We start from the raw sequence: 26420 nt of genomic DNA, 5'->3' as shown, positions 1-26420 counted from the left end.
TGCTTACTTCAGCTTGATTTCCTTGTACAGGACATGCTTTCGCGCAACCGGGTCGTACTTCTTGAACTCGAGCTTCTGCGGCGTGGTGCGCTTGTTCTTCGAGGTGGTGTAGAAGTGACCGGTGCCGGCAGTCGATTCCAGCTTGATCTTCTCGCGAATGCCTTTTGCCATCTTGCTCTCCGTTCAGTGCGTGGCGGGTCCGAGGGGAAGCCTCAGACCTTCTCGCCGCGGGCGCGAAGTTCGGCAACGACTTCGTCAATACCCTTCTTGTCAATGGTACGCAGACCGGCGTTGGAAACACGCAGGCTGATCCAGCGGTTCTCGGCCTCGCTCCAGAACCGGCGGTTCTGCAGGTTGGGGAGGAAACGACGCTTGGTTTTGTTGTTGGCGTGGGAAACGTGATTTCCCACCATCGGTGCTTTACCGGTCACTTGGCAGACGCGAGCCATACGATGCTCCAGGGAATTCGGATTGCGAAAAGCCCCGGAGAATACTCCACTTGACCGGTAAGGCGCAAGTCCTTCGGGAGAAAACTCTTGGAAACGGCCCGGCTGCGAGGGGCTACAGCAGTCCTCGTTCGGCGAAGGACAGTGGCCGGCCATGGGCGGTGACCACGAAATGGTCGAGAACGCGTACGTCCACCAGTGCAAGCGCCTGCTTCAGGTTGCGGGTCAGCAGTTCGTCCGCCTGGCTCGGCTCGCAGGCCCCCGACGGGTGATTGTGGGCGAGGATGACCGCCGCGGCGTTGTGCGCCAAGGCGAGCTTGACCACCTCCCGGGGGTAGACGCTGGTCTGCGTGAGCGTGCCGCGAAACAGTTCGACCGCATCGACCAGACGGTTGCGCGCGTCGAGCAGCAGGATGGTGAACACTTCGTGGGGGAGGCTGCCCAGGCGGAGGCGCAGCCAGTTGCGGACCGCTTCCGGGTTGTCCAGCACGTCCCGCTCGGCCATTTCCTCGGCCAGTGCGCGTCGCGCCAGTTCCATCACTGCCTGCAGTTGGGCATACTTCGCGAGCCCCATGCCGGGAATGCGCGCGAACTCGGCGGCTGGGGCGTTGCACAACCGGTTCAGGGAGCCGAAGTGGCCGAGCAGGTTGCGACCGAGGTCCACCGCGCTGCGGCCGCGTACGCCGACGCGCAGGAACAGCGCCAGCAGCTCGGCATCGCTCAGTACCTGCGCGCCGCGGGCGAGCAGTTTTTCCCGCGGGCGCTCGTCCGCGGGCCAGTCGGTGATCGCCATGCTTGACCTGATTGCCGGAATCCGTTGAATTTGCAGTTGTACCCTAATGTCATGAATGAACTCAAGGGCAGGAAGCTCGTACTCGGGGTAACCGGAGGGGTTGCGGCCTACAAGGCGGCGGAACTGACCCGCCTGCTGGTCAAGGCGGGCGCCGAGGTTCACGTGGTCATGACCGAAGCCGGCACGCGCTTCGTCACGCCGGTGACTTTCCAGGCCCTGTCCGGGCGAACGGTGTGGACCGACTTGTGGGACGGGCGCATGGGCAACAACATGGCGCATATCGACCTGACCCGCGGCGCCGACGGCATCCTGATCGCGCCGGCCTCGGCGGATACCATCGCCAAGCTGGTGCATGGTTTCGCGGACGATCTGCTGTCCACGCTGTGTCTGGCGCGCGAGTGTCCGCTGATGGTGGCGCCGGCCATGAACCGGCAGATGTGGGAGAACCCCGCCACGCAGCGCAACGTGGCGCAGCTGCGGGCCGACGGCGTGGCGGTGTTCGGCCCCGACGAGGGCGACCAGGCCTGTGGCGAGACCGGCCCGGGACGCATGCTGGAACCCGAGGATCTGCTCGAATCGGTGGTCGCGCACTTCCAGCCCAAGTTGCTCGCCGGGTGCAAGGTGGTGATGACCGCGGGGCCGACTTTCGAGCCGATCGATCCGGTGCGCGGCATCACCAACGCCAGTTCCGGCAAGATGGGCTACGCGCTGGCCCGCGCCTGTGCCCGTGCCGGGGCCGAGGTGGTGCTGGTGAGCGGCCCGGTGTCGCTGCCGGTACCGCCGGGCGTACGCCGCGTGGCGGTGCAGAGCGCGCTGCAGATGCGCGATGCCGTGCTGGCCGAAGTGCCGGGCGCGACGGTGTTCATCGGCGTCGCGGCGGTGGCCGACTACCGCCCTGCGCAGACGGCCGAGCACAAGATCAAGAAGTCGGGCGACACGATGCAGCTGGTGCTGACGCCCAATCCGGACATCCTTGCCGAAGTGGCCGCGCTGCCGCAGCCGCCGTTCTGCGTGGGTTTCGCTGCCGAGAGTCGCGAGCTCGATGCCTATGCCGCCGCCAAGCGCGCTGCCAAGCGCGTGCCGCTGCTGGTCGGCAACCTGGTGCAGGACGGACTGGGCGGCGACGACAACGAAGTGGTGCTGTACGACGACAACGGCCGCTATCCGCTCGGTCGGGCGTCGAAGACGGAACTGGCCAAGCGCATCGTCGATCACCTGGCGGACTTGCTGGTCGATGGCGCGAAACGGGAGGAATAGGATGCACAAGATCGACGTCAAGCTCATCGACCCGCGCCTGCGCAGCCATGCGCCGGCTTATGCGACGCCGGGAGCGGCCGGCCTGGACCTGCGGGCCTGCGTGGAGGTGCCGCTGACCCTGCACCCGGGCGAGACCGCGCTGGTGCCCAGCGGCCTGGCCATCCACCTGGCCGATCCGGGTCTGGCGGCGATGATCCTGCCGCGCTCGGGTCTCGGCCACAAGCACGGCATCGTGCTCGGCAACCTGGTCGGCTTGATCGATTCCGACTACCAGGGACAGATCTTCGTCTCGGTGTGGAATCGCGGACGGGAGACCTTCACCATCCAGCCGATGGAGCGCATCGCGCAGCTGGTGGTGGTGCCGGTGCTGCAGGTCGGCTTCAACGTGGTCGATGATTTCGCGCGCAGCGAGCGCGGCGGCAACGGCTTCGGCAGCACCGGCAAGCACTGATGGCGGCAGGGCGGCATGCCGGCATCCCGGTCGGGGTGCACGTGGTGCTGGAGCGTGACGGCCGGGTGCTGATGATGCGTCGCGCGGGGACGGGCTTCTTCGACGGCCTGTTCAGTCTGCCGGGCGGTCATGTGGAGCCCGGCGAATCGATCCGCGCCACCGCGGTGCGCGAGATGGGCGAGGAGATTGGCCTGGCGCTCGATCCCGACGCCTTGCGCACGCTCGGCGTGGTGCATCGGCTGTCCGACTCGAACCGCATCGACTTCTTCCTGGCGGCGACGCGCTGGTCGGGCGAGCCGCGGATCTGCGAACCCCACAAGTGCGACCGGCTCGACTGGTTTCCCCGCGATGCGCTGCCTGCGGATTCGGTGCCCTATGTCCTTCGTGCGCTCGAGGCGGGGGACGGCCCCTGGGTCCTGGAGCTGGGCTGGTGATCCAGCCCGCCGGTGTTCAGCGTATTAACGGATTCTGATAATCTCTTTGCCCTTGCTCACGGCAAGGTTATAGGCAAGAAGAGGAGAGGGGACGTGAAAGGAATCAAGTTCAAGCTGGCGGGACTGGCGATGGCGATGCTCCCGCTCGCGGCGGCGGCCGAGGATTACCCGGATGTCGATCTGGCGCGTGCCGAGGAAATCGTCATGGGGCGCTGCTTCCTGTGCCATGGGGCCGAGGGCGAGAGTTCGACCGCGCTCTATCCGCGGCTCGCGGGCCAGCACTACCAGTACATCGCCAAGCAGCTGGCCGACTTCCAGGCCGGGCGCCGCAAGAGCGACACCATGGTGAGCATGGTCGAAGGGCTGACCTCCGAAGAGATGGTGGCGCTGGGCGTGTTCTTCGAGAAGAAGCCGACCGAGGCGCGACCCGCCACCGACAAGCAGCTTGCGGCGGTGGGCGAATTCATCTTCCACCGCGGCAACGAATACTCTGGCGTGGCAGCCTGTGCATCCTGTCACGGCGACCGCGGGCTGGGTTCGCCGCAGCTGCCGCGGCTGGCGGGGCAGGGGCGCAAGTACACCGAAAGCCAGCTGGCGTCGTTCAACAAGCGCGAGCGTACCAACGACAACGCGGTGATGCATTCGATCGCCTCCAAGCTCACCGAGCTGGAGATCAAGGCGGTGGCGCTCTACATCAGCACGCTGGACTGACGCGTTCGTCGAAGGCGGCCGAGCGCCGCCAGCAAAGAAAACGGGGCCTTGCGGCCCCGTTCTTACATCCGGCGCTGCACGCCGTCAGGCGAGCATGTCGGCCCAGATGTTCTTCGCCCAGCCCAGCGCGTACTTGCCTTCGAGTTCGCTCGCGGCCACCGATACGCCGCCCGCGCCGCTGACCGGCAGGAAGGTCTTCTTCTCGGCATCGTACTGGTGCACCGAGGCCACGTGGATGACGTTCTTGCTGTCGACGAAGCTGTAGCAGGTGTTCATCACCACCGGGGTGGGGCTCGGCGCCTTGCCTTCGAGCAGGTTGAGGACGGCTGCCGCGGCGAGCTTGGCGTGCTGGTTGGCCATGTGCCCGGACTTGGGCATGGTCGGCGCCGGGAAGATGGCGTCGCCCAGCACATGAACCCCCGGCACGCCCTTGGCTTCCATGGTGAGCCAGTCGACGTCCACCCAGCGGTCGTTGATCAGCGGCAGGCCCGCCTTGGTGGCGATGTCGCCGGCACGCATCGGCGGGATCACGTTGAGCACGTCGGCCTTGACGTCGGAGAACTCGAGCTTGGCCACGCGGTTCTTCGCGTCCACCTCCAGGATCGTGCTGTTCGGGCGGTACTCGATGATGTCCTTGTAGGCACCGTTGAAAGCGCGCAGGAACAGCCCCTTCTTGGACTGGATGTCGCCGTTGGCGTCGAGGATGAGGACCTTGGACTTGGGCTTGGCGGTCTTGAAGTAGTTGGCCACCAGGCAGGCGCGTTCATACGGCCCGGGCGGGCAGCGGTACGGCGCCTTGGGGATCTGGATGGCGTACACGCCGCCGTCCTTCATCGACTCGAGTTGCTTGCGCAGCAGCACGGTCTGCGCGCCGGCCTTCCAGGCGTGCGGGATCAGTTCGGTATTGCCGGCGAGCCCGCCGATCTCGTCGTACATGAAGTCGACGCCCGGGGAGAGCACCACGCGGTCGTAGCTGAGCGTGCCGCCCTGGGCCAGGCGCACTTCGCGCTTGGCGGGGTCGAGGCCGACGACCTCGTCCTTGATGACCTTGACGCCCCAGGTGGACTTCAGCCCGTCGTAGCTGACGGTGATGTCCGACATGGTCTTCACGCCGCCGATGACCAGGTTGGAGATCGGGCAGGAGATGAATTCCGGGTTGCGCTCGACCAGGGTCACGGCAACGTTGCCCTTGCTCCACATGCGCAGGTACTTGGCCACCGTGGCGCCGCCGTAGCCGCCGCCGATGACCACCACGTGGCCACCCTTGCCGCCGCCCATGCCGGCGCAGCCCGCCAGGCCGCCGACAACCGAAGTGCCGGCCGCAACGGCGCCCAGCGACTTGATGAAATCGCGTCTGTTCAGCATTGTTCTTCCTCCCCTGTTCTTATTTCTGCGCGGCGAAGTAATCGACGATCAGCCCGAGCTGTTCGTCGGTGTACCCCTTGGCGATCTGATGCATGATGGACGCGGGCTTCTCGCCGCTCCTGAAGTCCATCAGCTTCTGCATCAGCTTGTCCCGGGGTTCGCCGGCCAGGCTGTCCATGCCGCCGACGCTCTTGCCGTTGGTGCCGTGGCAGTTGGCACAGGTGGCCGCAAGGTTGCGGGCGAGATTGGGATCCTGGGCGTGTGCCAGGCCGCTTGCGCCGAGAACGCAAACGGTGGCCAGTGCGAGTTTCAGCTTCACGACTTTCCTCCTCTCCATTATTCGATTTGCATCGTTTGCCGTGGCGATGATCTCGCCGCTATCGGGCTGTGCCACTGGCATCGCGCCGGGGCAGTATATCCCACGATGAAAAGAGGGCAATAAACTTGACCTAGGTCATTGCAAGCACCGCGAAACATGACGCGGCGCAGCAATATTAGCTGTTGACCATATGAGTGCATGGTTATACAGTTGTGAAATCATAAGCTGATTTTCGGGGCGGCGATGGACGAGCTGAACAAGGTTTTCGAGAGCGTTGCCGAGTACTTCGGCCTGCTCGCCGAGCCGACCCGCCTGAAAATCCTGCACTGCCTGTGCGGCGGTGAGCTGGCGGTGAACGAGGTGGTGGAGGCGGTCGGCCTGACCCAGGCCAACGCCTCCCGTCACTTGAACCTGCTCTATCGCGCGGGCGTCGTCGACCGGCGGCGCGAGGGCAGCCAGGTCTTCTACCGCATCGTCGATCCGAATTTTACCGATCTGTGCCGTACCGTCTGCGTGAGCATCGCTGCGCGCACCGACACCAGTTCGCCGCGCCGCGAGTCCTTGCTCCGCCTGGAGCAGGATCTCGGTTCCGGCCAGTAAGCAAGCCGCAGTACATACAAAGCACCTAGGGGGAGCGTTCGCATGGCACTCGATGATGTCCGGCTCGGCCGGATCAAGCCTGCGCCGGAGAATTTCCTGTCCGACGAGGATATCCAGTCGGTCAAGGAAGGCAGGCGCGATTTTCTTCGCAAGGCGTTCGTGGCGGCCGGTGCGGCCGTGGCGGCGCCGGCGGTGGCCAATGCCCAGTCGGCCGGCGATCCGGCCATCCTGGAACTGCCGCCGTGGTCCAAGATGCTCGGCAAGCCGGTGGCCGCGAATCCGTACGGCATGCCGTCGATGTACGAGAAGAACCTGGTACGCCGCGAGAGCCCGGGTCTGACCCGCGTGTCCGGCTCCTCGGTGGCCTTCACCCCGTTGCAGGGTCTGTTCGGCATCATCACCCCGTCCGGCCTGCACTTCGAGCGCCACCACCAGGGCTGGGTCGATGTGGACCCCAACAAGCACCGGCTGATGATCAACGGCCTGGTGAAGACCAACGCGGTGTTCACCATGGACGACATCATGCGTCTGCCCTCGGTGTCGCGCATCCACTTCATCGAGTGCGGCGCCAACACCGGCATGGAGTGGGGCAACGTGGCGGTGCCCACCGTGCAGTACTCCCACGGCATGCTGTCCTGTTCCGAGTTCACCGGCGTGCCGCTGAAGGCCATCCTCGACATGTGCGGCGCCGACTACAAGAAGGGCCGCTTCATCCTCGCCGAAGGCGCGGACGGTTCCTCGATGACCCGCACCATTCCGATGGAGATGGTGGAGTCGGGCGAGGTGCTGGTGGCCTACGGCATGAACGGCGAGATGCTGCGTCCGGAGAACGGCTACCCGCTGCGCCTGGTGGTGCCGGGCGTGCAGGGCGTGAGCTGGGTCAAGTGGCTGCGCCGCATCGAGGTGGGCGACAAGCCCTGGGCGACCAAGGACGAGGCGGTGCACTACATCGACCTGATGCCGGACGGCCTGCATCGCCAGTATTCCTCGATCCAGGAATGCAAGTCGGTGATCACCACCCCGTCGGGCGGACAGCTGCTCCTCGACAAGGGCTTCTACAACGTCTCGGGCCTGGCCTGGTCGGGCCGCGGCAAGATCACCCGCGTGGACGTATCCACCGACGGCGGCGTCAACTGGCGCACCGCACGGCTGGAGACGCCGGTGCTGTCCAAGGCGCTCACCCGCTTCAACATCGACTGGGTGTGGGACGGCAAGCCCGCCATCCTGCAGTCGCGCGCGGTGGATGAAACCGGCTACGTGCAGCCGTCCTACGGCCAGCTGCGCGCGGTGCGCGGCACCAAGTCGATCTATCACAACAATGCCATCCAGTCGTGGAAGGTGGTCGAATCGGGAGAGGTGAGCAATGTCCAGGTTCTCTAAGACGCTGATCGCGCTGGCGCTGGCCGTGGGTGCCACGGGCTCCGCGCTGGCCTTCGATCGTTACCAGGGCATCGGCCGTCCGGCGACCGCGGCCGAGGTCCAGGCCTGGGACATCGACGTGCGGCCGGATTTCGCCGGTCTGCCGAAAGGCTCCGGCAATGCCGACCGCGGCATGGAGATCTGGGAGACGCAGTGCGCGTCCTGCCACGGCTTCTTCGCCGAATCGAACGAGGTGTTCACCCCGCTGGTGGGCGGCACCTCGCTGAAGGACATCGAAACCGGCCGGGTCGCGGCGCTGACCAACAACAGCTTCCCCCAGCGCACCACGCTGATGAAGGTGCCCACCGTCTCCACGCTGTGGGACTATATCCACCGTGCGATGCCGTGGACCGCGCCGAAGTCCTTGTCGCCCGACGACGTATACTCCCTGGTGGCCTTCCTGCTGAACCTTGCGGAGGTCATTCCGGCGGACTACGAACTCAATCAGGACACCATCCGCGAGGTGCAGGAACGCATGCCCAACCGCAACGGCATGACCACCGACCACGGCATGTGGCCGGGCGCGTCCGAGCGCAAGGGTGGCATCGGCAACGGCGGCAAGCCCGACGTGAAGGCCACCGCGTGCATGAAGGACTGCAAGAAGGAAGTCGTGCTGGCCTCCGCGCTGCCCGAGCATGCGCAGGATGCACACGGCAACCTGGCCGAGCAGAACCGCCCGGTGGGCGGCGTGCGCGGCGTGCAGACCGGCGCTCCGTCGGCCGAGCAGGGCGCTGCGGCCGGTGGTGACCCGATGCTGGCCCTGGCCACCGAGAAGGGCTGCATGGCCTGTCACGGCGTGGCCAACAAGATCGTCGGTCCGGGCTACAACGAGATCGCCGCCAAGTACAAGGGTCAGGCGGAAGCGGTGCGGATGCTGTCCGGCAAGGTCAAGAACGGTGGGCATGGCACCTGGGGTGCGATCCCCATGCCCCCGAACAGCCACGTGAAGGACGACGAGATCGAACAGCTCGTCCAGTGGATTTTGTCTGGCGCGAAAGCGCAGTAAGCAACACTTCTAACAGAAGGAGAGACGGGATGAACAATCAACGCAGGGATGCCCTCAAGGCCGGTGGCGGTCTGGGCGTGTTCGGTCTGCTGGCCGCGGCCGGTCTGATCACTCCGGGGATGGCGCAGGCGGCCTGGAACAAGGCTGCCTTCGACGCCAAGAACATGGAGTCGGCGCTGGGTGCGATCGGCGCCGGCAAGCCGGCCGACAGCGCCGACGTGCAGATCACCGCACCGGACATCGCCGAGAACGGCGCCGTGGTGCCGGTGGGCGTGGTCAGCAACCTGCCCAACACCGAGTACGTGGCCATCATGGTCGAGAAGAACCCGGCCATGCTGGCCGCGTCCTTCGAGATCCCGGCAGGTACCGTGGCCGACGTGCAGACCCGCATCAAGATGGGCCAGACCTCGGACGTGTTCGCGGTGGTCAAGGCCGACGGCAAGTTCTACATGACCAAGAAGGAAGTCAAGGTCACCCTCGGCGGCTGCGGCGGCTGAGCGGCAACAACCGGATACAGGAGATAGATCAATGGCAAGTCCGATGCGTATTCGCGCCGCCGCCAAGGAAGGCGTGACCGAAGTCCGTGTGCTGATGTCGCACCCGATGGAAACCGGCCAGCGGAAGGATTCTTCCGGCAATCCGATCCCGGCCCACCACATCACCGAGCTGACCGCCAAGCACAACGACAAGGTCGTGCTCAGCGCCCAGTTCGGCCCCTCGGTGTCCACCAACCCCTACCTGGCGTTCAAGTTCCAGGGCGGCGCCAAGGGCGACAAGGTTGTCGTGAGCTGGGTGGACAACAAGGGTGAAAGCCGTACCGACGAAGTCCAGGTGAGCTGACGGCGTATGGCGGCGGCCGCATGGCCGCCGCCCTGTGCCTCGGCCACACAACAACAAGACAGGCAACACCCGTCCCGGCGGCAGTTTCGCCGGGGCAAACCGGGCAATCCCGCCCCGCTCCTGGAGGAGAGACAATGAAAAGGAAACTGATTGCGGCAGCGCTGTGCGCGTCCGCGGTGGTCGCAGTGCCGACGGCCGCTACCGCGCAGGACCTCAATTTCGACGAGTACCGCCAGATGCTTGCCGACGGCAACCCGGCGGAGCTCTACGAGATGGAGGGCGAGGAGTTGTGGAAGACCGCCCGCGGTCCCAAGAACGCCACGCTCGAGAAATGCGACCTCGGCCTCGGCCCCGGTGTGGTCGAAGGTGCCGCGGCGCAGCTGCCGCGCTTCTTTGCCGATACCGGCAAGGTGCAGGACCTCGAATCCCGCCTGATGACCTGCATGGAGAACCAGCAGGGCATCGACCCCGCGGAGATCGTCAAGGGCTCGTTCGGCAAGGGCGAGCGCGCCAAGGTGGCGGCCCTGGTCGCCTACGTCGTCGGCCAGTCCAAGGGCAAACCGATCCAGGTCGACCTGTCGCACCCGAAGATGAAGGAAATGTACGCCCTGGGCGAGAAGGCCTTCTTCTACCGCACCGGCGCCATGGACTTTGCCTGTTCGTCCTGCCACAGCCAGGATGGCAAGCGCATCCGTGCCACCTCGCTGCCCAACATCACCACTGCCAAGGGCGCGGCCGAGGGCTGGGGTTCGTGGCCGGCCTACCGGGTGTCCAACTCGCAGTTTTGGACCATGCAGCATCGCCTGTGGGACTGCTTCCGCCAGCAGCGCACCGCGGAGCCGATCTTCGCGTCCGACGTGACCATCGCGCTGTCCGTGTTCATGGCGGGCAAGGGCAATGGGCATGAAGCGGTGTGGCCCGGTGTGAAGCGCTGAAGGGGAGACGGAACATGAAGAAGACTCTGTTGCTGGCGCCCCTGGCGCTGTTCGCCGGTGCGGTTGCGGCCGCCGACCTGGACGCCCAGGTCGCCGAGATGATGAAGACCTCGTTCAAGGCCACCGGCATCGCCACCCTGGACCGCCAGGTTCAGGACGAGGTGCAGAAGGCCTGCTCGAGCCCGACGCAACCCGACGCCGCCACCATGAAACGCCTCGAAGAGGCGCAGCTGAAGACCATCCAGTGGCCGTCCGACGGCAACTACACCGGCGGTGACTGGAAGCAGGGCGCCAAGATCGCGATCAGCGGCCGTGGCCTGACCTGGCGCGACCCGGCCGATTTCGTCAATGGCGGCGGCTGCTACAACTGCCATGCGATGGACCCGAACGAGGTCTCCGCCGGCACCATCGGGCCCAGCCTGGTGGGTTACGCCACGCTGCGCGGCAGGTCCGAGGAAGTGGTCAAGTACACCTGGGGCAAGCTGTGGAACGCCAAGGCCTACAACGCGTGCAGCGACATGCCGCGCAACGGCTACGGCAAGATCCTGACCGAGGAGCAGATCCGCCATGTGATGGCCTATCTGTTCGACCCCGAATCTCCGGTCAATCAGCCGCCCAAGAGCAAGTAAGGCGGTCTGGGCAAGGGCCCGTGGCGCAGGCCGCGGGCCCCTTTTTTGCCCGCATTTTTCTGCGCTGTACGTAAAGTTCCTTTTAAAACAGTCATCTGGAAGGTCTCACCATGTCGATGAATCGTCGTGAGTTCATGCAGGTCCTCGCCGTGGCTGCGGCTGGCGGGATGACGCTGCATACCGATTTCGCCCGTGCCGCCAAGGCCGCCGAGGCCATGTACGATCTGCCGCCCTTCGGCAACGTCAGCCTGCTGCACATGACCGACTGCCATGCGCAGTTGCTGCCGATCTACTTCCGCGAGCCCAGCGTGAACCTCGGCATCGGCGACATGCTGGGCAATGCCCCGCACCTGGTGGGCGAGCGCCTGCTCAAGCACTTCGGCCTGCAGCCGGGCAGCATCGAGGCGCACGCCTTCAGCTACCTGAACTTCACCGAAGCGGCGAAGACCTACGGCAAGGTCGGCGGCTTCGCGCACCTGTCCACCCTGGTCAAGAAGATGAAGGCCAGCCGCCCCGGGGCGCTGCTGCTCGACGGCGGCGACACCTGGCAGGGTTCTGGCACCGCGCTGTGGACCAACGCGCAGGACATGGTCGACGCCTGCAAGCTGCTGGGGGTGGACGTGATGACCCTGCACTGGGAATCGACCTACGGCGCCGACCGGGTGAAGGAGATCGAGGAGAAGGACTTCGCCGGGCAGATCGACATCGTCGCGCAGAACGTGAAGACCACCGACTTCGAGGACCCGGTCTTCAAGCCCTACGTGATCAAGAACATCAACGGGGTGCCGGTGGCCATCGTCGGCCAGGCCTTCCCGTACACGCCGATCGCCAACCCGCGCTGGCAGACGCCGGACTGGAGCTTCGGCATCCGCGACGACGAGATGCAGCAGGCGGTCGATGCCGCGCGCGCCGAGGGCGCCCAGGTGGTGGTGGTGCTGTCGCACAACGGCATGGACGTTGACCTCAAGATGGCCAGCCGGGTGACCGGCATCGACGCCATCTTCGGCGGCCATACCCACGACGGCATGCCGGCGCCCACCGTGGTGCAGAACCCCGGCGGCAAGACCCTGGTGACCAACGCCGGCTCCAACGGCAAGTTCCTCGGCGTGATGGACTTCGACGTCAAGAACGGCAAGGTGGTCGACTTCCGCTACAAGCTGCTGCCGGTGTTCGCCAACCTGCTGCCGGCCGACGCCGGGATGGCCGCCTTCATCGACAAGGTGCGCGCGCCCTTCATCGAGAAGCTGTCCGAGAAGCTGGCGGTGTCAGAAGGCCTGCTCTACCGCCGCGGCAACTTCAACGGCTCCTGGGACCAGCTCATCGTCGATGCGCTGATCGCCGAGATGGATGCCGACATCGCCTTCTCGCCCGGCTTCCGCTGGGGCACCACCATCCTGCCGGGCGACACCATCACGATGGAGCACCTGCTGGACCAGACCGCGATCACCTATCCGTGGACCACGCTCACCGAGATGAGCGGCGAGACCATCAAGACCATCCTGGAGGACGTCGCCGACAACCTGTTCAACCCGGACCCCTACTACCAGCAGGGCGGCGACATGGTGCGCGTGGGCGGCATGCAGTACAGCTTCAACCCGACCGCGGCGATGGGCAAGCGGGTGGACAACATGATGCTCCACGGCAAGCGCATCGAGGCCAACAAGGTCTACAAGGTGGCCGGCTGGGCGCCGGTGTCCGAAGAGGCGCGCGACTCCGGTCCGGCGGTGTGGGACGTGGTGGCGCGCTACCTGCGCGGGCAGAAGGTGGTGCGCCAGATCACCCCCAACATGCCCAAGCTGGTCGGCATGGACGGCAATCCGGGCATTGCCTGAGTCCGGCACATGGCACATGAACGGGGCGCCTGCGGGCGCCCCGTTTGCTTCGGCCCCTGGTGGCGTCAGGGCGTGACCGGGCAGGCGCTGCCGGCTTCGCCGAACAGCTCGCGGAAACGGATCTCCTGCGGATAGGGGAAGAAGTCCTCGACGTAGCCACTGCGGATCGTCTCCTGCGCCTGCTGCCAGAAGCCCGGCTCCAGCAGGTCGCGGTGGTGCTTGAGGAAGGCCTTGCGCACCCGCGGCGAGCCCAGCAGGAAGGTGGCGAACTCCTCGGGGAACACGTCCATCGGGCTGGCGGAATACCAGGGCTCGCCAGAGAGCTCCATCTCCGGGTAGGGCGCGGGCGGAATGCGGCGGAAGTTCATGTCGGTCATGAACTCGATCTCGTCGTAGTCGTAGAACACCACCCGGCCGTAGCGCGTGACGCCGAAGTTCTTCCACAGCATGTCGCCGGGGAAGATGTTGGCGATCGCCAGTTCGCGGATCGCGTTGCCGTACTCGCGCACCGCGTGCTCCACCTCGTCGTCGGTGGCCTTCTCCAGGTAGATGTTGAGCGGCGTCATGCGGCGCTCGATGTAGAGGTGCTTGATGATCACCGAGTCGCCCTCGACCTCGAAGGAGGAGGGCGCCTGCTGCGCCAGTTCCTTGAGAAGTTCCGGGTCGAAACGCGCGAGCGGCAGCGCGGCGTTGGAGTACTCCAGGGTGTCCGCCATGCGGCCCACGCGGTCCACCTGCTTGACCATCAGGTACTTGCGCTTGACCGTGGCGCGGTCCATGTTCTTCGAGCTGCCGAACACGTCCTTGATGATCTTGAACACGTAGGGATAGGACGGCAGGGTGAACACCAGCATCACCATGCCCCGGATGCCTGGCGCGACGATGAAGCGGTCGTTGGAATGGCGCAGGTGGGCGACGAGGTCGCGGAAGAACATGGTCTTGCCCTGCTTGCCCAGCCCCAGCATGGTGTAGAGCTCGCTGCGCGGCTTGTTGGGCATGATGCTGCGCAGGAAATGCACATAGCCCGAGGGCACTTCCATGTCGGCCAGGAAGTAGGCGCGCGACAGCGAGAACAGCACCGAGATGCGCCAGGGGTCGAGGATGATCGTGTCGATGTAGAGCATCCCCGCGGCGTTGTGGCGCACCGCCAGCGCGAAGGGCGTCTCCTGGTAGCCGTTGATCGCCTTGCCGATGATGTAGGCGGTCTTGTTGCGGTAGAAGGCCGAGTACAGCACCTGGATCTGGCAGTTCACCTCCATCGCCGGCCATGCGCCCAGGTAGTGCACCGTGGCGCGCAGCAGGTGGTCCACGTCGCGGTCGAGGTCCTCGAACGGGCGCTGCCAGTCGAAGTCCTCGACGATGCGCCGCACCGTGGCGCGCAGGCCTTCGTCGCGCGGGTAGTAGCTGCTGTACACCGGCGGGAAGGACTCGATGTACTCGGTGGCGATCGCCGGGCGGGCGAAGATGTAGTCGTTGTTGTAGTAGGTGCGGTGCAGGATCTTGCAGCACACCGAGTTGAAGAAGGTCTCGGCCAGCTCCGGCTGCTTGTGGCGGATCAGCATGCCGATGTAGTGCAGCTTGACCTGCTGCCAGGTGGCGTCGTCCAGCGAGTCGGCGTCGAACTCCTGGCGCAGGCGCTGGACCGCCTCGTCCACCCGCTCGTCGTAGAACTGCACGCGCTCGCGCACCGCATCGAGCTGACCCTGCCAGTCCGCAGCCTCGAAGCTCTCCTTGGCCCGCCGGCTGGTCTCGCGGAAGATGCGGTAGTGCTTGTTGAAGCCTTCGATCAGCGCCTGGGCGATTGCCTGGGCAACCGGATTCTCGCCGGACACCGGGTCCATTGCTGTCTCCCTGCAGGTCGGATGGACGAGCGTAAGTGTCGCACCGGCCCAGGCGGAAGGGCTAGAGGGCGTTCCGGTCTTTGTCGTGGGTGTAGGAGCGGCCTTGGCCGCGATCCGGCGCTTCCCTGAACCGACGCCGCCCCATCGCGGCCAAGACCATGTCTACCAGTCTTCTATCATTTATCTATTTCATGATGTGAGACGTCTTTTTACAAAGATCGATGAACACGTCCGGCGGCGCTATAATGCGGCGGTCGAAAAGTCGGTTGGGAGTCGCGCGGCGGTGTCCGGCGGGGTCGTGCCCCGGGCTCGTTCGCAGTGGCGGCGCGGAAGACCGGGCCAGGCGCGAGGGGGCGTGCCTGCCGGGCGTGAATCCGCCGAGCCCAATGTCTTTCAACGCGCCCGGCGCGGCCCTGCCTTCCGCGCGTCGTACCCTGGCTGCGCCTTGACGCAGCGGCCAGCCCTATCAAGACCACGAGGGAGAGTGAAGCAATGTCATCGCAGCAGCCGACCATCATCTACACCATCACCGACGAAGCGCCCATGCTGGCCACTGCGGCCTTCCTGCCGGTGGTCCGCAGCTTCGCCGGCGCCGCCGGCATCCGCATCGAAGAGGCCGACATCTCGGTCGCTGCCCGCGTGCTGGCGGAATTCCCCGAGTACCTGAGCGACGAGCAGAAGGTGCCGAACACCCTGGCCGAGCTGGGCAAGAAGACCCTGGAGCCGGACGCCAACATCATCAAGCTGCCCAACATCAGCGCCTCGGTGGCCCAGCTCAAGTCCTGCATCAAGGAGCTTCAGGAAAAGGGCTACAAGATCCCCGATTTCCCGGAAGACCCGAAGAACGACGAAGAGAAGGCCATCAAGGCCCGCTACGCCAAGTGCCTCGGCTCCGCGGTGAACCCGGTGCTGCGCGAAGGCAACTCCGACCGCCGCGCGCCCGCCGCGGTGAAGAACTACGCCAAGAAGAACCCGCATTCGATGGGCGAATGGAAGCAGTGGTCGCAGACCCACGTCTCCCACATGCACCACGGCGACTTCTACCACGGCGAGAAGTCGATGACGCTGGACCGCGCGCGCGACGTGAAGATGGAGCTGATCACCAAGTCCGGCAAGACCATCGTGCTCAAGCCCAAGGTCGCGCTGCAGGACGGCGAGATCATCGACTCGATGTTCATGAGCAAGAAGGCGCTGTGCGAGTTCTACGAGAAGGAACTGGAGGACTGCCGCCAGGCCGGCATCCTGTTCTCGCTGCACGTCAAGGCCACCATGATGAAGGTCTCGCACCCCATCGTCTTCGGCCACTGCGTCAAGATCTACTACAAGGACGCCTTCGAGAAGCACGGCAAGCTGTTCGACGAGCTGGGCATCAACGTCAATAACGGCATGGTCGACCTCTACGACAAGATCAAGACCCTGCCGGAGTCGGTGCGCGACGAGGTCATCCGCGACCTGCACGCCTGCCAGGAGCACCGCCCCGAGCTGGCGATGGTGGACTCCGCCAAGGGCATCACCAACTTCCACTCGCCCAACGACATCATCGTCGACGCCTCCATGCCGGCGATGATCCGCCAGGGCGGCAAGATGTGGGGCGCCGACGGCAAGCCCTACGACGCCAAGGCGGTGATGCCGGAGTCGACCTTCGCCCGTATCTACCAGGAGATGATCAACTTCTGCAAATGGCACGGCAACTTCGACCCGCGCACCATGGGCACCGTGCCCAACGTCGGCCTGATGGCGCAGAAGGCCGAAGAGTACGGCTCTCACGACAAGACCTTCGAGATCCCGGAAGACGGCGTGGCCAACATCACCGACCTGGCCACCGGCGAGGTGCTGCTGAGCCAGAACGTGGAAGCCGGCGACATCTGGCGCATGTGCCAGGTCAAGGACGCGCCGATCCGTGACTGGGTCAAGCTCGCGGTGACCCGCGCGCGCAACTCCGGCATGCCGGCGGTGTTCTGGCTGGACCCCTATCGTCCGCACGAGAACGAGCTGATCAAGAAGGTGAAGACCTACCTCAAGGATCACGACACCTCGGGCCTGGACATCCAGATCATGAGCCAGGTGCGCGCCATGCGCTTCACCCTGGAGCGCGTCGCCCGCGGCCTGGACACCATCTCGGTGACCGGCAACATCCTGCGCGACTACCTCACCGATCTGTTCCCCATCATGGAGCTGGGCACCAGCGCCAAGATGCTCTCCATCGTCCCGCTGATGAACGGCGGCGGCATGTACGAGACCGGTGCCGGCGGCTCCGCGCCCAAGCACGTGCAGCAGCTGGTTGAAGAGAACCACCTGCGCTGGGATTCGCTGGGTGAGTTCCTCGCCCTGGCGGTGTCCTTCGAGGACCTCGGCATCAAGGAGAACAACGCCCGCGCCAAGCTGCTGGCCAAGACCCTGGACGAGGCTACCGGCAAGCTGCTGGACGAGAACAAGTCGCCCTCGCGCCGCACCGGCGAGCTGGACAACCGCGGCAGCCAGTTCTACCTGTCCATGTACTGGGCCCAGGCGCTGGCCGCGCAGACCGAGGACGCCGAACTGGCGGCCAAGTTCGCCCCGCTCGCCAAGGCCCTGGCCGAGAACGAGCAGAAGATCGTCGACGAGCTCAAGGCAGTGCAGGGCAAGGCGGTCGACATCGGCGGCTACTACCTGCCGGACAGCGCCAAGTGCGCCGCGGTGATGCGCCCGAGCGCCACCTTCAACGCCGTCATCGAGTCCGCCGCGGCCTGATCGCCGACCGGCTCATGCAAGCACCGACGCCGGGGTTCGCCCCGGCGTTTTTTTTCGTCCCGCACGGGGCGGCCGGGCCTTCGGATGAGGCGGCGTTTTCATGGATAATCGTCGGGCAGTCATCGCGCGGTCAGGGCCGTCGCCAAGGGCTCGAACGCGCAACGGTCACACCCACGCCAAACAGGAGGGAGTACGTATGAGCGCATCCAAGATCACCGTGCCGGCCGGCGGCCAGAAGATCGTCCCGGGCCAGCCGATTCCCGACAACCCCATCATCCCGTTCATCGAAGGCGACGGCATCGGCGTGGACATCACCCCGGTGATGACCAAGGTCATCGACGCCGCAGTGGACAAGGCCTACGGCGGCAAGAAGAAGATCCACTGGATGGAGGTCTATGCGGGCGAAAAATCCACCCGCATCTACGGCCCGGACGAGTGGCTGCCCAAGGAAACCTTCGACGCCCTCAAGGAGTTCTCGGTCTCCATCAAGGGGCCGATGACCACCCCAGTGGGCGGCGGCATCCGCTCGCTCAACGTCGCCCTGCGCCAGGAACTGGATCTCTACCAGTGCGTGCGCCCGGTGCGCTACTTCAAGGGCGTGCCCAGCCCGCTGAAAAACCCGGAACTGACCGACATGGTCATCTTCCGCGAGAACACCGAGGACATCTACGCCGGTATCGAATGGCAGGCGCAGTCCGACGGCGCCAAGAAGCTCATCGGCTTCCTGCAGAACGAGATGGGCGTGCGCAAGATCCGCTTCCCCGACACCTCCGGCATCGGTATCAAGCCGGTGTCGATCGAGGGCACCAGCCGCATCGTGCGTGCCGCCATCCGCTATGCGATCGACAACGACCGCAAGTCGGTGACCCTGGTGCACAAGGGCAACATCATGAAGTTCACCGAAGGCCTGTTCCGCGACACCGGCTACAAGGTGGCGCAGGAGGAGTTCGGCGCACAGCCTATCGACGGCGGCCCGTGGTGCAGCTTCAAGAACCCGAACACCGGCCGCGAGATCGTCGTCAAGGACGCCATTGCGGATGCCTTCCTGCAGCAGATCCTGCTGCGCCCGGCCGAATACGACGTGATCGCCACGCTCAACCTCAACGGCGACTACATTTCCGATGCGCTGGCCGCGCAGGTGGGCGGCATCGGCATCGCCCCGGGGGCCAACATCTCCGACCAGTACGCCTGCTTCGAGGCCACCCACGGCACCGCACCCAAGTACGCCGGGCTGGACAAGGTGAACCCCGGCTCGCTGATCCTCTCGGCCGAGATGATGCTGCGCCACCTGGGCTGGAAGGAAGCGGCCGACCTGGTGATCAAGGGCATGGAGGCGGCGATTGCCGACAAGCAGGTCACCTACGACTTCGCCCGCCTGATGGAGGGTGCCAACGAGGTGTCGTGCTCGGCCTTTGGCGATGCGATGATCGCGCGCATGTAGGCGAGCGTGGCGGCACTACGCCATGCGCAAAGCCCCCGACAAGGGGGCTTCTTTTCATCCGCGTCGCGGCCGACGGCCGCGCCGAAGGCGGGAGCGCCCCGCCGCTCAGCCGTAGCGGCGCGCGGCCTCGACCGCCAGTCCGGCGCCGATGCTGCCGTAGAGGTCGCCTTCCACGCTGCGCGCTGCGGGTAGCTCGGCGGCGATCCGCGCGCGCAGTTGCGGTACGCCGCTGGCACCGCCGGTGAAGTAGAGCGTATCCACCTGCTCGCGGCGCAACCCGGCTTGGGTGAGCAGGTCCGCAACGCAGCGGCCGACCTGTTCGACCAGGTTCCGGCTGGCGTGGGCGAAGTCCTCGCGTGTCACCTCATGGGCGAGCCCGTGGTCCAGGCGGTCCAGTTGCAGCGTGGCGCTCGGCGCCTTGGACAGCTCGATCTTGGCGGCTTCCACCTGCAAGGCCAGCCAGTGGCCTTCGCGCCGGCTCACCACGCGGCCCAGACGGTCCAGCTCGGTGCGTGCTGCTGCGTCGCGGTAGATGTGCTGCAAATCGCTCCAGACCTGGCGGGTATAGGCGAAGTTGATGGTGTGCCAGGTGGCGAGCTGGAAGAAGATGCTGGAGGGCAGTTCCGCGCCGTTCTTCATGCGGCCGCGGTAGCCGAGCAGGGGCATCACGCATTCCAGACTCAGCACGCGGTCGAAGTCGGTGCCGCCGATATGGATGCCGGCATGGCCGAGCAGGTCGTCAGCGCGCTCGGCGCGGGCGGCGCGTTCGGGCGAGAGGCGGACCAGCGAGAAGTCCGCGGTGCCGCCGCCGATGTCGGCGACCAGCACCAGCTCTTCCGTCGCGAGCGAGCCTTCGTAGTGCAGCGCGGCGCCGATCGGTTCGAACTGGAAGCTCACCTCGGCGAAACCGACCTGGCGCGCGATGGCCTCCAGGGTGTCCTGGGCACGCCGGTCGGCCGTCGGGTCGTCGTCGACGAAGTGCACCGGGCGGCCGAACACCGCATGCTCGAAGCGGCGTCCCGCCTGGGCCTCCGCGCGCCGCTTGAGTTCGCCGATGAAGCTGGCGAGCAGGTCGCGGAAGGGCAGGGCGCGGCCGTTTACTTCGGTATGGCCATCCATCAGGCTGCTGCCGAGCAGGCTCTTGAGCGCACGCATCAGCCGGCCTTCATAGCCCTCCAGGTACTCCGCCAGCGCCGCCCGGCCGAACACGGTGTGCTCCTCGTCGGCGTTGAAGAACACGGTGGACGGCAGCGTGACCTTGCCGTCCTCGAGCGCCAGCAGCACCGGCGCATCCGGGCGCAGCCAGCCGACGGTGGAGTTGGACGTGCCGAAGTCGACGGCGCAGGCGCGGGCGGGGGTGAGCATGGGCGAAGGAGTCGTGAAACAAGGAGGCCGCAGTCCTGTCGCGCGCGCGGCTTGCAGCGCGGGAAGGCGGAGGCTTAAGGGGGGCGGGCCGTCATGAGACGGCCCGGTGGTGTGTGCGGACTCAGCCTGCGGCGATCAGGTGCTGCTCGGCATAGGCGCGGTGGGCGGCCGAGACGGCCTCGCCGGGGCGCAGCGCATGGCCGGCGGCCGGCAGGACCTGTTCCAGCGCGGCCAGCGCGGCCATCACGTTCTCTTCGCGGCAGGAATAGCCCATCAGGCCGAAGCGCCAGATCTTCCCGGCCAGCGGCCCGAGGCCGGCGCCGATCTCCACCGCGTGTTCCTGCAGCAGGGTGCGGCGCACGTTGAGGTCGTCCACGCCCTCGGGGATGCGCACCGCGTTCATCTGCGGCAGGCGGGCGGCCTCCGGCACGACCAGCTCCAGCCCCATCGCCTCCAGGCCGGCCTTCAGCGCTGCGTGGTGGCGGCGGTGGCGGGTCCAGGTGTTCTCCAGCCCTTCCTCGGCCAGCAGGCGCAGGGCTTCGTGCAGGCCGTACAGGCTGTTGCCCGGTGCGGTGTGGTGGTAGGTGCGCTGGGTGGCGCCCCAGTAGTCGAGCACCAGGTTGAGGTCCATGAACCAGCTCTGCACCCGGGACTTGCGTGCGCGCACCTTGTCGATGGCCGCGGCGCTGAAGGTCACCGGCGACAGCCCGGGCGTGCACGACAGGCACTTCTGGCTGCCGGAATAGACCGCGTCCGCGCCCCATTCGTCCACCAGCACCGGCGTGCCGCCGAGCGAAGTGACGGTGTCCACGATGGACAGGCAGCCGTGGCGGCGGGCGATGCCGCACAGCGTGGCGGCGTCCGATTGCGCGCCAGTGGAAGTCTCCGCATGCACGAAGGCGACCACGCGGGCCTCGGGATGCGCGCGCAGCGCGTCCTCCAGCTTCTGCGGGTCGATCGGCAGGCCCCATTCCTCTTCCACCACCACCGCGGTGCCGCCGCAGCGCTCGACGTTCTCGATCATGCGTCCGCCGAACACGCCGTTGCGGCAGACGATGACGGTGTCGCCCGGCTCGACCAGGTTCACGAAGCAGGTTTCCATGCCCACCGAACCGGGGCCGGAGAGCGGGAAGGTGAGCGGGTTGCCGGTCTGGAAGGCGTAGCGCAGCAGGGACTTGAGTTCCTCCATCATGCCGACGAAGACCGGGTCGAGATAGCCGACCACGGTCTGGCCGAGCGCGGCCATCACGCGCGGATGGAGGTCCGACGGGCCGGGGCCCAGCAGGATGCGGCGGGGTGGGTGGAAAGCGCCGATGGTGGGCAGCGGCGCGGGGCTGGTGTTGTGCATGTCTCCTCCTGAACTTCTCGCGGGTTCCTGAGGATCATAGCAGCCGGCCGGCGGCTGTCGCAGCGTTCAATCGCCCGTAGGAGCGGCCTTGGCCGCGATGCGTCGACCGTTCTCCGCGGATCGCATCGCGGGCAAGCCCGCTCCTGCCGGCGACGATCAGTCCGTTCGCGGGCCTGTCAGTGCGGGCTGCGCACGATGAGCACGGATACCGCGACCTTGCGCACCAGGTTCTCGGCCACGCTGCCCAGCAGCAGGCGCTGGAAGCCGCGGCGGCCGTGAGAGCCGACGATCAGCAGATCGGCGCCGGAGTCGGCGACCGCCTTGGCGATCTGGTCGGCGGCGTGCAGGTCCTCGGAGGCCAGGAAGCGGCGGCGGGGCTTGAGGCCGGCTTCCTCGGCGGCGCGAACGGCCTCGTCCAGCGTGCTCTCGCCGCTGTCGAGCAGGGCGTGCTGCATCTTCTTGGCGTCGGCCAGCGCCACGCCGTGGTTGGAGAAGGTCTGCAGCAGGGATTCGTCCACCGCGTGGGCGATCTCCAGCTCCGCGCCGTGCAGCTTGGCCAGGGCGATGGCTTCTTCGAGGGCCTTCTTCGAGGTCCTGCTGTCGTCGACCGCGACCAGGATGTGCTTGTACATCTTTGCTCCTTGAGATGGGACGAAATTCCGCGGCAAGCCTAGCATTGCTCAGGGGTGCCCGGCATCCGCGTTTTCCTGTAAGCCGGCCCCCTGTGCACCCTCGCGCAGCAGGAAATCGAGGAAGGTCGCCGCCGTCAGGCTAAGGCGCTTGCCGGCCAGGTGCACCGCATGCCACATGCGCGCCAGCGGGAAACCTTCCACCGGCAACTGTACGATGCGGCCGGTCTCCAATTCCAGCTCCAGCCCCGAGCGCGACATCACCGACACCCCCAGCCCGGCCATCACCCCGTGCTTGATCGCTTCGCTGGAACCCAGCTCGATGTACACCTGCGCTTCCAGTCCGGCCCCGGCGAACAGGCGCTCGGTGGCGGCGCGCGTGCCCGAGCCGCGCTCGCGCATCAGGAAACGCTCGGCGGCGAAGCGCGCCAGCGGGATGGCGGATTCGCGCGCCAGCGGGTGGTCCGGGTGGGCGATCGGCACCAGCGGGTTTTCCAGGAAGGGATGCACGGTCAGCGGCAGCTGTTCCGGCACCCGGCCCATGATGACGAAGTCGTCCTCGTTGGCGGCCAGGCGCTCGATGACGCTGGCGCGGTTGGTCACCGTGAGCTGGGGCTGTACCTCGGGCCAGGCGCGCAGGAAGCGGCCGAGGAAGTCCGGCATGAAGTAGGTGGTGGAGGACACCGCCGCCACCTTCAGCGGGCCGGCCACCTTGCCCTTCATGTCGGCCACCGCGCCGGCCAGCGCGCGCAGGCGGCCGACCACGTCGCCCGCGGCGGCGAATACTTCCTCGCCGGCGCGGGTCAGGAAGAGCTTCTTGCCGACCTGCTCGAACAGCGGCAGGCCGATGCTGCCCTCCAGGCGTTTGACCTGGATGGACACCGCCGGTTGGCTGAGGTGCAGTTCCTCGGCGGCGCGGGTGAAGCTGCGGTGGCGCGCCACCGCTTCGAACAGGCGCAGTTGCTGCAGGGTCCAGTGGTGAATCATGGTTCGCTCCCGGATTCGGTGAGGCGTGATGGTTCGGGGTGGCCTGGGGCGGGGAGCGAAGAGGCATCCCCACGGCGGGATCGGTTCCGTTTACGCCCGATGACAGGCCGCCTCCGTTTCCAGCCGTGCGGGGTACGCGGCCGGCAACGATTTCGGCACGCATGAGGCGCCGGCCGCGTACCCCGCACGGCCACCTCGAACCCGAGCATCTCAATGGACAGAATCGCCCTCACGCCAGGATCCCAAAGCACAAGAGCATTGACGAAAGTATATGATTTCCATTTGAACAATTAACTGTTGTTTATCCATCGACCTCCCTAAAGTCAAGTCCGAGCCCACGACAGCCGTGGCGAGCGAAAACGACAGACCTAAGGAGCGAGACATGTCCAAGACCTACCAGGCGGGCGTCAAGGAATACCGCGAGATGTACTGGGAGCCGAGCTACACGCCGAAGGAGTCCGACGTGCTGGCGGTGTTCAAGATCGTGCCGCAGACCGGCGTGCCGCGCGAGGAGGCCGCCGCCGCAGTGGCCGCGGAATCCTCCACCGCCACCTGGACCACGGTGTGGACCGACCTGCTCACCGATCTCTACTACTACAAGGGCCGCGCCTACGCGATCGAGGACGTGCCGGGCGACGACGAGGCCTTCTACGCCTTCATCGCCTACCCGATGGGGCTGTTCGAGGAAGGTTCGGTGGTGAACATCTTCACCTCGCTGGTCGGCAACGTGTTCGGCTTCAAGGCGGTGCGCGCGCTGCGCCTGGAGGACGTGCGCTTTCCGCTGTGGTTCGTCACCACCTGCCCGGGGCCCCCGCACGGCATCCAGGTCGAGCGCGACAAGCTCAACAAGTACGGCCGGCCGATGCTGGGCTGCACCATCAAGCCCAAGCTCGGACTCTCCGCCAAGAACTACGGCCGCGCGGTGTACGAATGCCTGCGCGGCGGGCTGGACTTCACCAAGGACGACGAAAACGTCAACTCCCAGCCCTTCATGCGCTGGCGCGACCGCTTCGCCTTCTGCCAGGAGGCCATCGACAAGGCCGAGGCCGAGACCGGCGAGCACAAGGGCCACTACCTCAACGTCACCGGCCCGACCATGGAGGAGATCTACAAGCGCGCCGAGTTCGCCAAGGAGATCGGCTCGAAGATCATCATGAGCGACTACCTCACCGTGGGCTGGGCGGCGCACACCAGCCTGTCCAAGTGGTGTCGCGACAACGGCATGCTGCTGCACGTGCATCGCGCCATGCACGCGGTGATCGACCGCAATCCGCGCCACGGCATCAACTTCCGCGTGCTCACCAAGATGCTGCGCCTGATGGGCGGCGACCACCTGCATTCGGGCACCGTGGTCGGCAAGCTGGAAGGCGACCGCGAGGCCACCATCGGCTGGATCGACATGATGCGCGACCGCTACACCAAGGAGGACCGCTCGCGCGGCATCTTCTTCGACCAGGACTGGGGGCAGATGCCCGGCGTGCTGCCGGTGGCCTCGGGCGGCATTCATGTGTGGCACATGCCGGCGCTGGTCTCCATCTTCGGCGACGACTCGGTGCTGCAGTTCGGCGGCGGCACGCTCGGCCACCCCTGGGGCAACGCCGCCGGCGCGGCGGCCAACCGGGTGGCGCTGGAAGCCTGCGTGCAGGCGCGCAACGAAGGCCGCCAGCTCGAGAAGGAAGGCAAGGAGGTGCTGCTGCGTGCGGCCGAATCCAGCCCCGAACTGAAGATCGCCATGGAGACCTGGAAGGAGATCAAGTTCGAGTTCGACACGGTGGACAAGCTCGACGTGGCCCACCGCTGATCCCCCAAGCAGACACCCAAGACAATCAGGAGACCGACCATGAGCGAAGTGCAGGACTACCCCTCCCGCCTGGGCGATGCGGCCAGCCGCCGCTTCGAGACCTTTTCCTACCTGCCGGCCATGAGCGAGGAGGCGCTGCGCAGGCAGGTCGCCTACATCGTCGAGCGCGGCTGGAATCCGGCGGTCGAACACTGCGAGCCGGAGAACGCCATGAAGCACTACTGGTACATGTGGAAGCTGCCGCTGTTCGGCGAGACCGATGTCGACCGCATCCTCCATGAGTGCCGGTGCTGTCGCGACGCCAACCCGGGCCACCTGGTCAAGCTGATCGGCTACGACAACCAGCGCCAGACCCAGGGGACGGCGATGCTGATCTTCCGTCCGGAAGGCGGAGCCGGGCAATGAACTCGCCGGCCGAGCCCACCGCCCGGGCCGCCGACCCGGCCGCGCGCTACCGGGTGCGTACCCAGCCCTGGTACCGCCCGGTGGGCGCCGAGGTCGAACAGTTCGAGGCCGCCTGGGGCGCGCGCATGCCGATGATGCTCAAGGGCCCCACCGGCTGCGGCAAGTCGCGCTTCGTCGAGTACATGGCCTGGCGGCTGGAGCGTCCGCTGGTGACCGTGGCCTGCAACGAGGACATGACCGCCGCCGATCTGGTCGGCCGCTTCCTGCTCGACCGCGACGGCACCCGCTGGCAGGACGGCCCGCTGACCCTGGCCGCGCGCATCGGCGCGATCTGCTATCTCGACGAGGTGGTCGAGGCGCGCCAGGACACGGTGGTGGTCATCCACCCGCTCACCGACCACCGCCGCGTGCTGCCGCTGGACAAGAAGGGCGAGCTGGTCGAGGCGCACCCGGACTTCCAGCTGGTGATCTCCTACAACCCCGGCTACCAGTCGCTGATGAAGGCGCTCAAGCCCTCCACCCGGCAGCGCTTCGGCGCGCTGGACTTCGACTACCCGGACGCCGAGGCCGAAGCCGAGGTGGTGGCCCACGAAGGCGGCGTGCCGGCCGAGCTGGCCGCCCGGCTGGTGCAGGTGGCCGCGCGCTCGCGCAACCTCAAGGGCCACGGGCTGGACGAGGGCATCTCCACCCGCCTGCTGGTGTATGCCGCCACGCTGATCGCGCGCGGCATCCCGGCGCCCGAGGCCTGCCGCATCGCCCTGGTGCGCCCGCTCACCGACGACCCGGACATGCGCGAAGCGCTGGACGCCGCGGTCGCCACCTTCTTCGCCTGAACG

General features: G+C 66.4%; 27 protein-coding genes. 17 read left to right on the top strand and 10 right to left on the bottom strand.

From position 1 onward, the window contains the following. Positions 1-3 precede the first annotated feature (3 nt). From rpmG to radC, 3 genes are all read right to left on the bottom strand, one after another. Positions 4-171, bottom strand: coding sequence for a 50S ribosomal protein L33 (rpmG, locus tag IAI53_RS18250; protein ID WP_107493707.1), 168 nt, complete (start codon positions 169-171; stop codon positions 4-6). 41 nt (positions 172-212) lie between these two features. Further along, positions 213-449, bottom strand: coding sequence for a 50S ribosomal protein L28 (rpmB, locus tag IAI53_RS18245; RefSeq protein WP_102041067.1), 237 nt, complete (start codon positions 447-449; stop codon positions 213-215). Between the two features lie 112 nt (positions 450-561). After that, positions 562-1239: a RadC family protein gene (radC, locus tag IAI53_RS18240; protein ID WP_187719653.1), complete on the bottom strand. Its 678-nt coding sequence runs from the start codon at positions 1237-1239 to the stop codon at positions 562-564. Between the two features lie 51 nt (positions 1240-1290). Between radC and coaBC the strand changes: the two genes are divergently transcribed. From coaBC to IAI53_RS18220, 4 genes are all read left to right on the top strand, one after another. After that, positions 1291-2496 (top strand): bifunctional phosphopantothenoylcysteine decarboxylase/phosphopantothenate--cysteine ligase CoaBC, encoded by a 1206-nt coding sequence (gene coaBC, locus IAI53_RS18235; RefSeq protein WP_187719652.1) that lies wholly within the window; start codon positions 1291-1293, stop codon positions 2494-2496. 1 nt (position 2497) lies between these two features. Then, positions 2498-2947, top strand: a complete 450-nt coding sequence (dut, locus tag IAI53_RS18230) for a dUTP diphosphatase (protein ID WP_187719651.1) — start codon at positions 2498-2500, stop codon at positions 2945-2947. Beyond that, a complete protein-coding gene (locus tag IAI53_RS18225) occupies positions 2947-3381 on the top strand; it encodes an NUDIX hydrolase (RefSeq protein WP_187719650.1) in 435 nt (144 codons plus the stop codon). Before dut ends, IAI53_RS18225 begins: the two co-directional genes overlap by 1 nt. Before the next feature lie 93 nt (positions 3382-3474). After that, a complete protein-coding gene (locus IAI53_RS18220; RefSeq protein WP_349771950.1) occupies positions 3475-4092 on the top strand; it encodes a c-type cytochrome in 618 nt (205 codons plus the stop codon). 84 nt (positions 4093-4176) lie between these two features. On the opposite strand, the gene IAI53_RS18215 is transcribed toward IAI53_RS18220, so the two are convergent. Next, on the bottom strand, positions 4177-5457 hold the full coding sequence (locus IAI53_RS18215) for an FCSD flavin-binding domain-containing protein (protein ID WP_187719649.1): 1281 nt from the start codon (positions 5455-5457) through the stop codon (positions 4177-4179). A 19-nt stretch (positions 5458-5476) separates the two neighbouring features. After that, a complete protein-coding gene (locus tag IAI53_RS18210; RefSeq protein WP_187719648.1) occupies positions 5477-5776 on the bottom strand; it encodes a c-type cytochrome in 300 nt (99 codons plus the stop codon). Positions 5777-6019: 243 nt separating this feature from the next. Between IAI53_RS18210 and IAI53_RS18205 the strand changes: the two genes are divergently transcribed. The 8 genes from IAI53_RS18205 to soxB all read left to right on the top strand — a co-directional run bounded on the left by IAI53_RS18205 (position 6020) and on the right by soxB (position 13037). Then, complete coding sequence (locus tag IAI53_RS18205; RefSeq protein ID WP_187719647.1) at positions 6020-6376, top strand: ArsR/SmtB family transcription factor; 357 nt, start codon at positions 6020-6022, stop codon at positions 6374-6376. A gap of 42 nt (positions 6377-6418) precedes the next feature. Beyond that, on the top strand, positions 6419-7756 hold the full coding sequence (gene soxC / locus IAI53_RS18200; RefSeq protein ID WP_187719646.1) for a sulfite dehydrogenase: 1338 nt from the start codon (positions 6419-6421) through the stop codon (positions 7754-7756). Next, the gene (locus tag IAI53_RS18195; RefSeq protein WP_187719645.1) at positions 7740-8801 is read left to right on the top strand and encodes a c-type cytochrome; all 1062 of its coding nucleotides are present in this window, start codon (positions 7740-7742) and stop codon (positions 8799-8801) included. Before soxC ends, IAI53_RS18195 begins: the two co-directional genes overlap by 17 nt. Positions 8802-8830: 29 nt before the next feature. After that, the gene (gene soxY, locus IAI53_RS18190) at positions 8831-9298 is read left to right on the top strand and encodes a thiosulfate oxidation carrier protein SoxY (RefSeq protein ID WP_187719644.1); all 468 of its coding nucleotides are present in this window, start codon (positions 8831-8833) and stop codon (positions 9296-9298) included. A 31-nt stretch (positions 9299-9329) separates the two neighbouring features. Beyond that, the gene (gene soxZ / locus IAI53_RS18185) at positions 9330-9641 is read left to right on the top strand and encodes a thiosulfate oxidation carrier complex protein SoxZ (RefSeq protein WP_187719643.1); all 312 of its coding nucleotides are present in this window, start codon (positions 9330-9332) and stop codon (positions 9639-9641) included. A 134-nt stretch (positions 9642-9775) separates the two neighbouring features. Then, the gene (gene soxA / locus IAI53_RS18180; RefSeq protein WP_187719642.1) at positions 9776-10576 is read left to right on the top strand and encodes a sulfur oxidation c-type cytochrome SoxA; all 801 of its coding nucleotides are present in this window, start codon (positions 9776-9778) and stop codon (positions 10574-10576) included. A gap of 14 nt (positions 10577-10590) precedes the next feature. Continuing rightward, positions 10591-11205: a sulfur oxidation c-type cytochrome SoxX gene (gene soxX, locus IAI53_RS18175; RefSeq protein WP_187719641.1), complete on the top strand. Its 615-nt coding sequence runs from the start codon at positions 10591-10593 to the stop codon at positions 11203-11205. Between the two features lie 110 nt (positions 11206-11315). After that, positions 11316-13037: a thiosulfohydrolase SoxB gene (gene soxB / locus IAI53_RS18170; protein ID WP_187719640.1), complete on the top strand. Its 1722-nt coding sequence runs from the start codon at positions 11316-11318 to the stop codon at positions 13035-13037. A 65-nt stretch (positions 13038-13102) separates the two neighbouring features. Here the strand turns inward: soxB and aceK are convergent, their stop codons facing one another. Continuing rightward, complete coding sequence (aceK, locus tag IAI53_RS18165; RefSeq protein ID WP_187719639.1) at positions 13103-14878, bottom strand: bifunctional isocitrate dehydrogenase kinase/phosphatase; 1776 nt, start codon at positions 14876-14878, stop codon at positions 13103-13105. A gap of 492 nt (positions 14879-15370) precedes the next feature. Between aceK and IAI53_RS18160 the strand changes: the two genes are divergently transcribed. Beyond that, the gene (locus IAI53_RS18160) at positions 15371-17608 is read left to right on the top strand and encodes an NADP-dependent isocitrate dehydrogenase (protein WP_187719638.1); all 2238 of its coding nucleotides are present in this window, start codon (positions 15371-15373) and stop codon (positions 17606-17608) included. Between the two features lie 196 nt (positions 17609-17804). After that, positions 17805-19049: an NADP-dependent isocitrate dehydrogenase gene (icd, locus tag IAI53_RS18155; protein WP_187719637.1), complete on the top strand. Its 1245-nt coding sequence runs from the start codon at positions 17805-17807 to the stop codon at positions 19047-19049. Between the two features lie 105 nt (positions 19050-19154). On the opposite strand, the gene IAI53_RS18150 is transcribed toward icd, so the two are convergent. The 4 genes from IAI53_RS18150 to IAI53_RS18135 form a co-directional block, all read right to left on the bottom strand. Continuing rightward, entirely contained in the window at positions 19155-20414 is a 1260-nt protein-coding gene (locus tag IAI53_RS18150; RefSeq protein WP_187719636.1) for an Hsp70 family protein, read from the bottom strand. Between the two features lie 121 nt (positions 20415-20535). Further along, on the bottom strand, positions 20536-21762 hold the full coding sequence (locus IAI53_RS18145; RefSeq protein ID WP_187719635.1) for a pyridoxal-phosphate-dependent aminotransferase family protein: 1227 nt from the start codon (positions 21760-21762) through the stop codon (positions 20536-20538). 176 nt (positions 21763-21938) lie between these two features. Next, on the bottom strand, positions 21939-22394 hold the full coding sequence (locus IAI53_RS18140; RefSeq protein WP_187719634.1) for a universal stress protein: 456 nt from the start codon (positions 22392-22394) through the stop codon (positions 21939-21941). Between the two features lie 48 nt (positions 22395-22442). Then, a complete protein-coding gene (locus IAI53_RS18135; protein WP_187719633.1) occupies positions 22443-23378 on the bottom strand; it encodes a LysR family transcriptional regulator in 936 nt (311 codons plus the stop codon). 382 nt (positions 23379-23760) lie between these two features. On the opposite strand from IAI53_RS18135, the gene IAI53_RS18130 reads away from it, so the two are divergent. The 3 genes from IAI53_RS18130 to IAI53_RS18120 are packed head-to-tail and all read left to right on the top strand — an operon-like array spanning position 23761 to position 26417. Then, complete coding sequence (locus tag IAI53_RS18130; protein ID WP_187719632.1) at positions 23761-25179, top strand: form I ribulose bisphosphate carboxylase large subunit; 1419 nt, start codon at positions 23761-23763, stop codon at positions 25177-25179. Between the two features lie 39 nt (positions 25180-25218). Continuing rightward, positions 25219-25584, top strand: a complete 366-nt coding sequence (locus IAI53_RS18125) for a ribulose bisphosphate carboxylase small subunit (protein ID WP_187719631.1) — start codon at positions 25219-25221, stop codon at positions 25582-25584. Continuing rightward, a complete protein-coding gene (locus tag IAI53_RS18120; RefSeq protein WP_187719630.1) occupies positions 25581-26417 on the top strand; it encodes a CbbQ/NirQ/NorQ/GpvN family protein in 837 nt (278 codons plus the stop codon). The genes IAI53_RS18125 and IAI53_RS18120 overlap by 4 nt, the downstream gene beginning before the upstream one ends. Positions 26418-26420: the final 3 nt, after the last annotated feature.

The organism is Thauera sedimentorum, from assembly GCF_014489115.1.
Lineage (GTDB): Bacteria > Pseudomonadota > Gammaproteobacteria > Burkholderiales > Rhodocyclaceae > Pseudothauera > Pseudothauera sedimentorum.
This window is presented reverse-complemented; position numbering and strand designations above follow the sequence as displayed.